Origin of the sequence: uncultured Granulicatella sp., from assembly GCF_963521425.1 — a bacterium.
In the GTDB taxonomy this organism is placed as follows: Bacteria; Bacillota; Bacilli; order Lactobacillales; family Aerococcaceae; genus Granulicatella.
In genome coordinates, this window is sequence record NZ_CAUQUN010000005.1 from 15,640 (window position 1) to 29,020 (window position 13,381).

Annotated in this window: 17 protein-coding genes and 1 riboswitch; of the genes, 4 read left to right on the forward strand and 13 right to left on the reverse strand. The window is 34.2% G+C overall.

Features of this window, described 5'->3' with window-relative positions:
• Positions 1-7 precede the first annotated feature (7 nt).
• From RWO76_RS02285 to RWO76_RS02305, 5 genes are all read right to left on the reverse strand, one after another.
• Positions 8-802: a hypothetical protein gene (locus RWO76_RS02285; RefSeq protein ID WP_314354027.1), complete on the reverse strand. Its 795-nt coding sequence runs from the start codon at positions 800-802 to the stop codon at positions 8-10.
• On the reverse strand, positions 799-1,488 hold the full coding sequence (locus tag RWO76_RS02290) for an ABC transporter ATP-binding protein (RefSeq protein WP_314354028.1): 690 nt from the start codon (positions 1,486-1,488) through the stop codon (positions 799-801). Before RWO76_RS02290 ends, RWO76_RS02285 begins: the two co-directional genes overlap by 4 nt.
• Before the next feature lies 1 nt (position 1,489).
• A complete protein-coding gene (locus RWO76_RS02295) occupies positions 1,490-1,861 on the reverse strand; it encodes a GntR family transcriptional regulator (protein WP_314354029.1) in 372 nt (123 codons plus the stop codon).
• 235 nt (positions 1,862-2,096) lie between these two features.
• Entirely contained in the window at positions 2,097-2,276 is a 180-nt protein-coding gene (locus tag RWO76_RS02300; RefSeq protein ID WP_314354031.1) for a 2-hydroxymuconate tautomerase, read from the reverse strand.
• Between the two features lie 33 nt (positions 2,277-2,309).
• Entirely contained in the window at positions 2,310-2,837 is a 528-nt protein-coding gene (locus tag RWO76_RS02305) for a folate family ECF transporter S component (protein WP_314354033.1), read from the reverse strand.
• 63 nt (positions 2,838-2,900) lie between these two features.
• Positions 2,901-3,000, reverse strand: a riboswitch (THF riboswitch).
• Between the two features lie 195 nt (positions 3,001-3,195).
• On the opposite strand from RWO76_RS02305, the gene RWO76_RS02310 reads away from it, so the two are divergent.
• Together RWO76_RS02310 and RWO76_RS02315 are read left to right on the forward strand one after the other, a co-directional pair.
• On the forward strand, positions 3,196-4,038 hold the full coding sequence (locus RWO76_RS02310; RefSeq protein WP_314354035.1) for an AraC family transcriptional regulator: 843 nt from the start codon (positions 3,196-3,198) through the stop codon (positions 4,036-4,038).
• Positions 4,039-4,047: 9 nt separating this feature from the next.
• Complete coding sequence (locus RWO76_RS02315) at positions 4,048-4,614, forward strand: GNAT family N-acetyltransferase (protein WP_314354037.1); 567 nt, start codon at positions 4,048-4,050, stop codon at positions 4,612-4,614.
• Positions 4,615-4,653: 39 nt separating this feature from the next.
• Here RWO76_RS02315 and RWO76_RS02320 read toward each other — a convergent pair whose 3' ends face one another.
• Together RWO76_RS02320 and RWO76_RS02325 are read right to left on the reverse strand one after the other, a co-directional pair.
• Positions 4,654-6,273: a peptide ABC transporter substrate-binding protein gene (locus tag RWO76_RS02320; RefSeq protein ID WP_314354038.1), complete on the reverse strand. Its 1,620-nt coding sequence runs from the start codon at positions 6,271-6,273 to the stop codon at positions 4,654-4,656.
• Positions 6,274-6,420: 147 nt separating this feature from the next.
• A complete protein-coding gene (locus RWO76_RS02325; RefSeq protein WP_314354039.1) occupies positions 6,421-7,221 on the reverse strand; it encodes a formate/nitrite transporter family protein in 801 nt (266 codons plus the stop codon).
• Between the two features lie 192 nt (positions 7,222-7,413).
• Between RWO76_RS02325 and RWO76_RS02330 the strand changes: the two genes are divergently transcribed.
• Together RWO76_RS02330 and RWO76_RS02335 are read left to right on the forward strand one after the other, a co-directional pair.
• Positions 7,414-7,815, forward strand: coding sequence for a DUF4430 domain-containing protein (locus RWO76_RS02330; protein ID WP_314354041.1), 402 nt, complete (start codon positions 7,414-7,416; stop codon positions 7,813-7,815).
• A complete protein-coding gene (locus tag RWO76_RS02335; protein ID WP_314354043.1) occupies positions 7,815-8,354 on the forward strand; it encodes an ECF transporter S component in 540 nt (179 codons plus the stop codon). Before RWO76_RS02330 ends, RWO76_RS02335 begins: the two co-directional genes overlap by 1 nt.
• A gap of 23 nt (positions 8,355-8,377) precedes the next feature.
• On the opposite strand, the gene yidD is transcribed toward RWO76_RS02335, so the two are convergent.
• The 6 genes from yidD to cdaA form a co-directional block, all read right to left on the reverse strand.
• Positions 8,378-8,704, reverse strand: a complete 327-nt coding sequence (yidD, locus tag RWO76_RS02340) for a membrane protein insertion efficiency factor YidD (protein WP_399543061.1) — start codon at positions 8,702-8,704, stop codon at positions 8,378-8,380.
• The gene (locus tag RWO76_RS02345) at positions 8,689-9,300 is read right to left on the reverse strand and encodes a VTT domain-containing protein (protein WP_314354045.1); all 612 of its coding nucleotides are present in this window, start codon (positions 9,298-9,300) and stop codon (positions 8,689-8,691) included. The genes yidD and RWO76_RS02345 overlap by 16 nt, the downstream gene beginning before the upstream one ends.
• Before the next feature lie 115 nt (positions 9,301-9,415).
• Entirely contained in the window at positions 9,416-9,946 is a 531-nt protein-coding gene (locus RWO76_RS02350) for an acyl-CoA thioesterase (protein WP_314354046.1), read from the reverse strand.
• Positions 9,947-10,100: 154 nt separating this feature from the next.
• Positions 10,101-11,456, reverse strand: coding sequence for a phosphoglucosamine mutase (glmM, locus tag RWO76_RS02355; RefSeq protein ID WP_314255902.1), 1,356 nt, complete (start codon positions 11,454-11,456; stop codon positions 10,101-10,103).
• Positions 11,457-11,486: 30 nt separating this feature from the next.
• The gene (locus RWO76_RS02360; RefSeq protein ID WP_314354047.1) at positions 11,487-12,521 is read right to left on the reverse strand and encodes a CdaR family protein; all 1,035 of its coding nucleotides are present in this window, start codon (positions 12,519-12,521) and stop codon (positions 11,487-11,489) included.
• The gene (gene cdaA / locus RWO76_RS02365; RefSeq protein WP_314354048.1) at positions 12,514-13,359 is read right to left on the reverse strand and encodes a diadenylate cyclase CdaA; all 846 of its coding nucleotides are present in this window, start codon (positions 13,357-13,359) and stop codon (positions 12,514-12,516) included. The genes RWO76_RS02360 and cdaA overlap by 8 nt, the downstream gene beginning before the upstream one ends.
• Positions 13,360-13,381: the final 22 nt, after the last annotated feature.

Here is a 13,381-nt window from a genome sequence, read left to right on the forward strand (position 1 = left end):
ACCCCCACTAAACACTGACTTTACGTTCTAATAAATAATAATCGACGAACCAATGAATACCCATAAATACGACAGCATACAAGATTGTCACAAAATATTGCTCCGTTTGAGTAAACGATAGGTTTACCATCACTTGAACATAACTTGCTAAAATACCACAACAAATAACAAAGTAACCCACTAAAGATGACACCATCAAAACCCAACCATATGCTTTCAATCCTTCTTCTAAAATTGCTAATTGGAAGAAGAAAACAATGACAACCATTAAAAATGCCATACACCATGCATAAGCAGTTCCATTTAACGGTAATAAATATTGTAACATTGAACCCGAATTCAAGAAGTCCGTATAATGAATATGGTTTGCTAAAACTGGAAATCTCCAAAGCAATAGCGCCTTATTCACTCCAAGAATGATAAATTGTGTTATTTGAAGTACTAAAATGTAAGACAAAATCGTTAAAAATTTTGCAAAATACACTTGCATTCGATTCCCTGGTAGTAAGAATAATCGATTAATAAAATTCCCCTTACTACGAAATTCTTTGACCCAAATATAAACCGAAGCAATAATAATAATGATAAAAGCTGCCATCAGTGCTAAATTCATTCCAAATCTTGATTGCACTAAATCCGTCACGCTTCTTGTATCTTCGACATTAAGATTTTTAGGATCTATTCTTAAAATACGCATCAGATGAACTAATACTTGAATGACAAAGAACACAATCATTAGAAATCCTAACATAAATTTACTTTTTCCCAACTCATACAACCATAAATTAAAAATCTTTTTCATGATTGATACACCTCCCTCATCACATCTACAATAGATTTACCTTCTTCTTCACGCACTTGTTCTGCATAAAATTCTTTAATCACTTTTCCTTCATCTAATAAGATAGCTTTATCAACAATATATTCAATATCTTCAATTTCATGAGACGTTAAAATAACTCCAATTCCTTCTAATAAATCTGAAGTAAATAATTGTACAATTTGTTCTCTTGAAAAAATATCAATTCCGGAAAATGGTTCATCCATTAATACGAAATCAACATCTAGGGATAAACCTAATAACAAGTTAACTTTTGCAACATTTCCTTTTGATAATTGTTGAATCACTTCATTCCCTTTGAATTTGAAGAAATGTAATAATTTTTTAGCTTTGTCATCATTCCAATTCGGATAAAAAGTTCTCATAAAAGCCATCGCTTCAAAAACCGTTTCACCTTTATTGACGACAATTTGATCACAAATGTACGCTAACTTCTTCGAGCGATCTCCTTTGATCACTTGTCCATCAATACTTACTTCCCCTTTTTTGATTGGAATTAACCCCATGATCATATTCATAATCGTTGTTTTCCCAATCCCATTCACTCCGATTAATACGGTAATTTCTCCACGTTCTGCTGTGAAAGAAATTCCATTTAACACCGTTTTGTTGCCAAATCTCTTATGTAAATGTTTCACTTCTAACATGCTACTCTCCCTCTCTTCTCTTCATCGCCTGTTCCAACTGTTCCATGACTTCCTCATTCGAAACATGTAATGGATAAATTGAATCTGCAAATATTTGTATCGCTTCTTGTAACATTTCTTGCTTTAATTGCCCAATTAATTGGGGATTATCGGTCACTCGACTCATGACATTATTTCCTGTAGAAATCAACCCCATCTCCTCCATTTCTCGAAATGCCCTTTGAACAGTGTTCGGATTGACTTGCAGTTGACTAGCAAATTCTCTTCGACTGGGCAATTCTTTTCCTAATTCCCATTCACCCGATACAATTTGCTTTTTAACATAGTCAATAATCTGTTCATATACCGGCAATCGTTTATCAAATTGGATCATAACATTTCATCCCCTCCTTGTACTATTGTGTTAATGCATTAATACACTTTGTTCCTTGACTGTATTATACGCTTAACACACTTGGTTCGTCAACTGTTTTTTGAAAACTTTTTTAGTTAATCCGAAAAATTCTTTTGATGGCTGTTTTTTTCGATAGATTTGTCAATCGAATAGCGATTTTCGCAAACAAAAAAACTTTAGATAGGAATTTCCCATCTAAAGTTTTCATTAGGCATTAGCCACGTAATTGACCATTTTGCCCTAAGTTTTCATGTTTGATTTCTTGAATAATAATGTGAATATGTTCTGTAGGAGCACCCATGTTTTTCGAAACAACTTCTGTCACTTCTTTGACAAGCGCTTCTTTTTGTTCACGTGTACGTCCTTCTAACATTTCAATATGAATAAACGGCATACTATCCCTCCTTATTTTAAGAATAGTATACGCCTATACTCGATATTTCTCAATGATCTGTTGCATGGTTTGATTACGAAACAGCACATATAAAATCACAGTATTCAACGGTAAACTGATGATATTTTTCAAAATTCGAAGTCCCATAAAGGCTGAAAAAGCTTTTTGCGTCATCATATAAATCCAAATCGAATTAAATCCTAAATTAATCACAACTGTAATAATGAGTACTGTCACAAAAATACGTGAAAGTGTTAATTCTTTACGATACAGGAAATATCCGTAAATTAATCCTCCTAAAACGGCTGTTAAAGTAAATCCAGGGAAAAAGGTACTCGCTTCCCCTCTTAGAAAATTCCCTAAAATATCTACAAAAAAGCCTACAACAGCTGCTCGATAAGGTCCTAAAATTACCCCAGCAAGTGCCGCTCCGATAAATCCAAATCCGATTTGTACGAGATTCCCCATTTTAATCGATGGAATCATCTCAATGATTAAACGCATGGCAATCATTAATGCGGTTACCGTTAATGTTCTTGTTAATTGTGTTTGTTTGTTCATATTAGCATCTCCTTTTAACTGTCATAAAGAGCTGCTCCATTTAATAAATGGTCTGTCATTAAATGCAGCGAATGCGAATACACTACCGCAAAGAATTTTCTTTTTCGTCCAATCGGCAACATCCCATCCGTTTGGCACTTAACGCAATATATTCTACTCTGATTTGTAGTGGTTCATCTCTTCGATTGACGAAACCTTTTCCATGCACTCCTTTCTACCAGGAAATAGCATACCTGTTTTTAAGAACAACGTCAATGAATCTGTCGTACTTCCGTTTGTTTCTATCTTTTCCAAAAGGGAATTGATGAATAAGGCGCTTTCAAGTATAATGAAAGTAATAGATAAGGATGTGAAAAGTATGAGTAATGAACGTTATTTAGTGATTGAATCGAATATGCGAAGTTTATCCTTCCATTTAGAATCTATTACAAAATCAAAATATGATAGCGACTGGCACAGCACTATCCATTCTCATCCATTTATGGAATTATTTTATGTATTAGATGGAAAGGGAGAATTTTTAATTGAAAACCGTCGTTTTCCTGTAAAAGCACAAGATTTTGTTATCATTAATCCTCAAGTAGATCATACAGAAGTTTCTTCTCCTGAAGAACCTCTTGAATATATTGTATTAGGAATTACTGGACTTTCTTTTTCTAACTTTTTTAATACGCAAACTAATGTTGAACAACCTTTTTCATTTTTTAACTTACGAGATGAACAAAAAGATATTTTAGTGTATTTAAACGCAATGGTAACAGAAGCAACCAACCACTCGATGAGCTATGAGTTAGTTTGTCATAATTTATTAGAAATATTACTGATTAAAATTCTTCGCAATAAATCTTTTGAAATTGATGTAAGCCCGATTAATAAAACGACAAAAGATATTAGTCTCATCAAACATTATTTAAAGACACATTACCAAGAACAAATCTCTTTACAAGACTTAGCAGATTTAACCCATTTAAGTCGATTTTATATTTCTCATAGTTTTAAAAATGAAATGGGACAAACTCCAATGGAATATTTAACCGATATTCGAATTGAGGAAAGTAAAGTACTCCTTTCTACAACGAATTATTCGATGTCACAAATTGCATCCATTGTAGGATTTTCAACTCAAGCTTATTTTTCAAAACAATTTAAACAAAAAATGGGCATGACACCACTCGCATACCGCAAATCTCAACTAGAATAAGGTGAAACAATGATTCGACACCCCAACCCAGAAGAAAGAAAACAAATCATTCCGCTCATCCAAACCATTATCGATGATATGGAATTGCCTATTTTAACAAAAATATCACTCAGCACTCTTCATGCGATGCTAGAAGAAGCAATGCTACACGAAGACTTCCGATATAGTCTAACCAATACACTTGTTTATATTGAAGACGGAACCGTTGAAGGAGCAATTTTTGGCTACCATGGACATCTAGAAGAAAAGATCGATGACCCATTTTATCAATTGTATGAAAAGCACAATATTCCTTCTTCCATTCGTCTCTATGAAGATTCTGAAACACAAGCCGGTGAATGGTATATTGATATTCTCTCTGTGCATGAAAATCATCGAAGAAAAGGAATTGGGATAAAATTACTACAGGAAGCTGAAGAATTAGCCAAACAACAAGGCGCTAGTGTCATTGCTTTGAATTGTGATGAGATGAATGTCAAAGCGTATCAGCTCTATCAAAAACTAGGCTATTCTGCAACTAGTACAAAAATCCTAAGCGGACATTCTTATTATCATATGACAAAAAAACTTGAGTGATGTTGAGTCACTCAAGTTTTTTCGTTTTTTTATAGGATGTTATTGCACACTTGCTTGACGTAAGTTCACCGTACGTCCAAATGGCAATACTTCAAAGCCTTTTACATTTTCAGCTAATAAATAGCTTTGAGAAGCTTGGTAAATTGGAGCTACTACTGCATCATTCATAATAATTTTTTCTGCAGCTAGCATTTGATTCCAACGATTTTCTGGTTGAGTCGCATAAGTAGATTTCACAGCATCTACTGCTTTATCATATTCAGGATTAGAGTATTTCCCAAAGTTAATACCGCCACCTGTAATATATTGCTCTAAGAAGTTCAATGGATCTTGATAATCTGGAGCCCAAGTTCCGTAAAAAATATCATAGTCGCTTGCACGTTGTAATTCTAAACGATTTTTCAATGGAACAGGTTGTAATTTAAATGTTACACCTGGTAAGTTCTTTTGAATTTGAGCTTGTAAATATTCCCCTACAAGTTTTGAAGTTCCTGTATCAGAAGTTAATAAAGTAACCGTTACTTCACTAACACCTAATTCTTTTTTCGCTAATTCCCATTCTTTTTGAGCTTCTTGTACATCAAACTTCAAGAAATCGCCTGATTCATCTACAAAATCTTTTCCAGTTGCTTCATTTGTTGCAAAACTTTTTGGAATTAATCCTGTTGAAGGAATTGATCCATCTTTTAAGACATTATTTGTTAATGCTTGTTTGTCATAAGCCATCGCAATGGCACGACGGAAGTGTTGATTTGCTGTTGTTGGTTTCAATGTATTAAAATTCATATATCCCATTGTTGCTTTTGGTTGCGCATGGAATGTTGATTGAGATTTATATTGATCCACAAATTGGTCACTAATCGTTGTATATTGAACTTGTTTTGAATCAAATAATTGAACAGAAGTTGCTACCTCTTTTGATACATTTACGGTTACTTCGTTTAAAGCAACATTACTTGCATCCCAATAATCAGCATTTTTCACTAATTTCCAAGTTAATTCTGAACCTGTCCATCCTTCTAATTTAAATGGTCCATTTACAACTACATTCGAAACATTTGAACCATATTGATCACCTAATTTTTGAGCTACCGCTTCAGATTGTGGTAAAAAACGTGAGCCTGTTAATAATTTTGGTAAATATGGAGCTGGATTTTCAAGTGTAATTTCTAATGTTTTATCATCAAGAGCCTTAACTCCTAATTCTTCCACTGGTAATTCTCCACTACGAATTTTTTTCGCATTTTTGAACACATCCGCTGATTGTGCTACATGTCCTTCTTGTGGATTCACTAATTTACGATAAGTAAAGACAAAATCTTGTGCTTTTACAGCAGATCCATCTGACCATTTTGCATCACGTAATGTAAATGTGTAAACTAAACCATCTTCACTCACTTTTGGATCTTGAGCAGCCATTCCTAATTCCACTTTATTATTCGCAGCTACACGATATAATCCTTCAAAAATTTGTCCCATCATATCTGAACTTGGAACATCATCATAATCGGCACTATCTAATGTTGTTAATTCCCCAAAGGTTGTCATTGTTAAGCGATTTGCAGCATTCGTAGAACTTGATGATGAATTGCTGCCACAAGCAGCCAAACCTACCGCCACTAATAAACTGGTCGCTAACATTTTGGTTGTTTTTTTCATAACAATTCTCCTTTTCATTTCATTCATCGTTTATAACGATAGAGCTATAGTAACAGATTTTATCCGATTCCCCAATTATTCTGCTCACGGTTTTGAAAATTTTCTGAAAATAAAAAAGGCTGTCTTTAAAGACAACCCTAATTTGTATTATTCATGATAAACGCTTTTTGTTTTATTTAAGAATGCGTAAGCTAATCCAACGATCACGCCACCACCGATTGTATTACCGATGAACGCTACTACCCAGTGACGAATTAAGTTGAACCAGTTCATAAATTCTAGAGATGGAGAAACTGCTGAGAATTTAACAATTGAGAATGAAGCAAAGTTTGCTACCACGTGTTCTTCTCCTAAAAATACGAACATGAAAATTGCTGAAATAATAATCCACATTTTAGCAGCATCATCTTTAATTAATAAGAATGCTAAGATTGCAACGTTAACAAAGATATTCGCTAAAACAGCTTCTAAAAGAACTTGTCCATTTCCTCTTAATGCTTTCCCTTTAACAAGACCAACGATGAAGTGTTGAACATCTATTGCATTAAAAGCTGAACTATACGCAAATGCTGCACCGATAATCATCGCTCCAATCAAGTTGAAGATTCCGCAGTATAATAAAATTGTTACAGCTTTTGATAGGCGAATATTTTTTTGATAAACTCCTGCTGTTAAATACATCATATTAGATGTTGCTAATTCAGAATTTAAGAATAAGATATAAACTAATCCCCAAGTAAAAATAAATGCAAAGAAAAATTTACTTAACGCTGGATTTAATCCTGCAATCACTTGTGCTGCTGCCGCTCCTGCTGCTGTACTCATTGTTAGAAAAGCTCCTGCAAACATTGAGCGTAATGCATAGCGTGCTTTACTTTCGTCAAACAACGCCTCTTTCTTCTGACAAGCTTTTGCTACTTTTTCTGAAAATTCATAACCTTGTGCCATATAGGTCATTTCCTCCTTTTAATTACTCTTCCTTTTTTGGAATAATACTTTGTCAGTATACCACTTTTTTCACAATGTGAGAAGATAAGATTTTATATTTTTTAATTTCTTCTTTGAATATAAATAACTTTACATTCTAACTTGCTTTCGCTATGATAATATAGGTTTAAATAAACACTCTAGGAGGATTTTATGAAAAAATTATTAGCATTAGCTTTATTAACCCTATCTTTAGGAGCATGCGCACAACCAGCTGCACCTGCAAAACAGTCAACTCAAGAAACAACAACTACAGCAAAAGTAGAACAAACCATTACTGTCAATGTTAAAAAAGACGGAGAACCAATTTCAGGTAGCCCATTTACATTAACTTTCAAAGATGGCGATAAATTATTAACAGTCATGAAAGAACAAATGCAAATCGTTGAAAAAGATGGTTTTATTTCTGCAATTAACGGAATCGAGCAAGACCCAGCAAGCCAAAAATATTGGTTATTTGATGTCAACGGAGAAATGAGCCAAGTCGGCTCTAACCAAGTTGATTTAAAACAAGGTGACGTTATCGATTGGAAATTAGAAGCCTTTAAACAATAATGAAAAATACTACTATTTTTTCTATTAGAAAAATTACACTCATCGCATTACTATCAACCTTAGCCTATGTTGGTAGACTCCTATTTGCCTGGATTCCAAATGTTCAACCGGTGACGGTGATTCTATTAATCATTACCCTAGAAATGGGATTAGTAGAAGGAATTCTAACAGCTAGTTTATCCATGATTTTGTCTAATATCTTTTTAGGAATGGGGCCATGGACCTTGTATCAAATTGCTAGTTTTGCGATTGTCATTCTTGTATTTTTTTGTTTGAAACCTTTCTGGAGACAAACTTGGAAACAACCCTTATTGAAATTAGCCTTTTTTACAATCATGGCTGGTTTAACGGGATATTTATACGGATTTGTCATTTCGATTTTTTCTGTATATTTTTATCACATCCCTAAATTTTGGGTATATTATTTACAAGGATTACCATTTGATACGCTACATGCATTGGGAAATATTGGTTTTTGGATAATCTTATCACCAATATTGCCACGTATTATTCAAAAATATCAAACTAAATTTCAGTAATACAAAAAGGAGATTGATGCCATTCAATCTCCTTCTTTTTTTATTTCTATTGGTTGACAACAATCACAAATTCTCTTTTTTCGATAATCTTTATGTCGTCTTACTGTAAATTCATCTGGAACTGGATCTTGTCCTCCTAAAATAAATGGATGACATCTCATAATTCTGCCAATTCCCATTATTACACCCTTAATAACGCCATGTTTTTCAATTGCTTGAATCATATACGTTGAACAAGTTGGTCGATAAATACAAGATGGTGGAAATAATGGTGAAATCCACTTTTGATATCCTCGAACCAATCCAATCATTATTCTTTTCACACAAAACACCTCTACCCTTGAATCCATTTAAAAAGGACTTGTACTCCTTCTGCTGCGATTAATGTATAAACATATAGTGTAACAGGTTTTGCCACTAAACAAATTGCTACAAACTTCTTAAACGTCATCTTCCCTAATCCTGCTACCATACATAAAAAATCATCAGGAAACCCTGGTAACACTAATGCCCAGAAAAAGAATCGTTCGAATTTCTTTCCATCATTTAAATAGCCAATATATTTATCATAAGTTTCTTGAGAAACAAATGCTTGAACGACTGTCTCTCCATACCGTCTCGCTAGCAAAAAATTAATCATAGATCCAATCATAATCCCAATAAAATTATAAATAAACCCATATAATGGACCAAACACAAGATGCCCTACTACACAAGTTAAGCCTCCCGGAATAATCGGATAAACAACTTGTACAATTTGAATGGATATAAAGAATAACACCCCATAAATCCCCCAATTACCAACCAACTGCTGGAATGCTCCTCCAACTTCAAAATAATGATGTTTCGCAATGATATATCCTAAATAAATCGTAAGGATAATTCCTGCTATCGTCAATACTTGAATTATTTTTCGGTTTAGTGCAATTGCATTTGTTTTGTTCATAATTTCCTCCAGTAATCTTCTTCCATTTGAATCATTTACAAGATTACTTTAACAAATCAAATATGAAAAATCCTTGATTTTTTCTAACAAAAACGGTAATAACCTTACATTACTGTCACAATGATTCCATCCAAGGTTTATGAATAGAAACATGATTCATTAATTCTTCTTGTCGTTTCAATTGTTCTAATCGAGCTAAACGTCTCTCTTCATAGCCACTACAAATAAATTTCTCTTCTGCCGTTTCCGGCTCAATCGCTGGAACTGCAAAATCTGTCTCCCCTTCTCGAGGTAAAGCTACAAACGTCCAAAAACTAGTTGCCGCCAAATAACGTTCACCTGTTAAAACATCTTCTCCTACCACTTTACAAAAAACTTCCATACTTTTCTTTCCAACACCAGAAATATAAGTTTCCACACAAACAGAATGTCCTAATGGTAAAGGTTTTAAATAATTCATTGCATCAACAGAAGCAGTCACTGCTAAACGACGACAATGACGAGATACTGTAATCGATGCACAATCATCAATAATTCGTGTTAAATTCCCTCCAAATAATGTTTGATGCATATTCACATCAAATGGAAAAATTCTTCTAGATTGAATCGCACGTGTTTGTGCGCAAGTTTTAATGGTTGTATTCATAATAACTCCTCTAATATTCGATAAGGTTATTGTACCATTCCTTTTCTTTTTTTCAAAAAGTATGGCTTTGATTTTATAGGTAACTAAGTTTTTATATTGTACACAAAAAAGAGAGAGCAACTTTCGTTACTCTCTCATACTCAAACTTCAATTCTTAGTCTAAGCCAATTTCTTGACGAACTACATCCGCGATACGCGTTACATAATCATGACATAGTTCATCTGTTGGTGCTTCTACCATAACACGTACTAATGGTTCTGTTCCACTTGGACGAACTAAAACACGACCATTTCCTGCCATTTCAGCTTCCACTGTATCGATAATTTCTTTAATCGCTGGAACTTCCATTGCTCCGTTTTTATCGCTCACTCGAATATTGACTAATTCTTGAGGATAAGTTGGTACTTCACTGGCTAATTCACTTAATTTCTTACCTGTTTGTTTCATAACATTCATTAATTGAATTCCTGATAACAATCCATCACCTGTTGTATTTAAATCTAAGAATACAATATGTCCTGATTGTTCTCCACCGAAGTTATAACCATTTTTACGCATTTCTTCTACAACATAGCGATCCCCTACAGCTGTTTGAAGAGCAACCATTCCTTCTTCTTCAACTGCTTTATGGAATCCTAAGTTACTCATGACTGTTGAAACAATTGTATCTTGATTCAATTGACCTACACTACGTAAGTATTTTCCGCAGATAAACATAATTTTATCGCCATCCACGATTTCTCCATTTTCATCAACAGCAATACAACGGTCTCCATCTCCATCGAAACTTAATCCTAAATCTGCACCATTTTCTTTCACAAATTCTGCTAAAGCTTCCGGATGTGTTGAACCCACTCCATCATTAATATTCACGCCATTTGGTTTATTTCCCATTGTGTAAAATTCTGTTTCTAAATCTGCAAATAAACGATTTAAAACTGCTGAAGTTGCTCCATTCGCACCATCTAACGCTACTTTCATATCTGTTAGAGGACCATCAATTGTTTGTTGTAAAAATTGACTATATTTCATTGTTCCTTCTAAATAATCATCCACAGTTCCTAATTCATCTGTAGAAGGACGTGGTAATGTATCTTCTGGACTATCTAATAAAGCTTCAATTTCTGCTTCTGTTTCATCAGATAATTTAAAACCATCTGCTCCAAAGAATTTAATTCCATTATCTTGTGCTGGATTGTGAGATGCAGAAATCATTACCCCTGCTACTGCTCCTTGCACACGTGTTAAATAAGAAACTCCTGGTGTTGGAATAACGCCTAATTGCATCACTTCAATTCCTACAGATAATAACCCTGCAATTAAAGCATGCTCTAATAATTGTCCTGAAATACGAGTATCTCTTCCGACTAAAACACGTGGATGCTTATCTCCACCGGCTTGTTGTAATAAGACATAGCCACCAAAACGTCCTAATTTAAACGCTAATTCTGGTGTTAATTCAGCATTCGCTACTCCTCTTACACCATCTGTTCCAAAATATTTGCCCATGTTCAATCTCCTTTAAAATTCAATCATTTTCTATTGTCTTGTTGTTTGTGTAGTTTCTGTTGTCTGTGTAGTTTCTGTAGTTTCTGTTGTCTGCGTAGTTTCTGGTGTTTCTGGTGTTGTAGATGTAACAACTACTTCAACAGAAATATTTTCTGGATTAATACTATCCACTCCAGTTGGAAGAGTTATCTTCACAACTTGTGTTGTTGTTTTTGTCACTTGACTGACATCTACGACTACTGGAATTGCTGTCAATCGACCCAACACTTCTTGAGCTCCTAAAATTGTAACCTCTTTGGTATCAGATTTCAACTGATAGGAATATTGCGTACCTGCACTTCCTGTTGTTGTTAATATAATAGGAACTTTTTTACTATTTGTTGTAATTGGTACTCTTACTTGAACTTGCTCTGGTTCTACCTTTAGTGCCAGAGGTTTTCCTGTTGCATCCAACGCTTGTACTGCAACGGAAGATGTATAATCTGCTTTCGTATTTTCTGGCACTGTAACATTTGCGATAACCTTCTCTACTTGGTTAATAAGTGATTCTGATCCAGAAATCGTTACTCTAGCAGGACTCACTAAAGCTTGTCCATTTTTATAAGCGCCTGGTAAATTCGCACGATTTACATTAACTGAAACTGGTAATTCTATTGTCGCTTTCTTTTCAATTATAATCTCAACTGTCTCTGGAGAAACCGTCCCTTTTACTCCTGAAGGTAACCCTGTTACTTGTAAAGTAATCATATGTTTTCCTGCTCCTAATTCATTTAAGTTAGGAGTTTTCACACGATACGAACCATTTCCTACAACCGTTAATAGAGAACTACTAGATCCTTCTACCCTTAAAGTAACAGCTTCCGGCAATCCAGTTACTGTATATAATTGACTATCCATATCAACATATACAGGAACGTTTCCAATTGTATTCGAAGTTGTCTGAATAGAAACAGCTGATGATTGTCTACTTGGACTTGATTCACTTGCGTATACAAATAAAGCCATCGTCAAAACAAAAGATATTAGTACTAAAAATGATTTTTTTGTCATCCACTTACTAATCATTGATTCGACCTCCTCTAAAGAAATCGATAATCATTGTTAAAATTGTCGAATCTTTTTGAGAAGTTTCTTTAGTAATTAAATGTTCACTTAAAACTTCTACAAATTCATCTGGAGTTAGCTCACGTAATAATTTTTCACGCAGTGCGACACTAACTTTCCCCGTTTCTTCTGAAATAACAATAATTAAAGCATCTGTTACTTCACTTAATCCGATAGCTGCACGATGTCTTGTTCCTAATTCTTTAGGAATAAATTTACTTTCAGATAATGGTAAATAACATGCCGCTGCTTCCACTTCATGACCTCGAATAATAACTGCCCCATCATGTAGGGGTGTATTCGGAATAAAAATTTGCGTCATTAATTGGTTTGAAATTCGTGATTGTAACGCAATACCCGTATTAATATATTCTTCTAAAGAATTCGATTGCTCAATACAAATTAATGCCCCTATTCTTCTTTTCGCCATATATTGTACAGAAATATTTAACTCTTCAATCATCCTTTGAGCTTGATTCGTTCCCGAAGCTCTCTTTGAAAAAAAGTTCGAACGACCAATATGTTCTAATCCTCTTCGAATTTCTGGTTGAAAGACGACAATGGCTCCAACAACTCCCCATTGAATCACTAAATTCATAATCCAATCAAGAGTAATTAATCCAAACATATAACTGATGAATTTAACTCCTGCAATGACTGCCAATCCCTTCATCAAATGTACAGCCCTTGTACCTTTCATGATGAGTAATAAATTATATAATAGATACCAAACAATCACAATATCGACAATATTACGAATGCTACTCCATGCACCTAGACTACTCCAATTAAATTGCATCACTCAACCCCCATTTCTATAT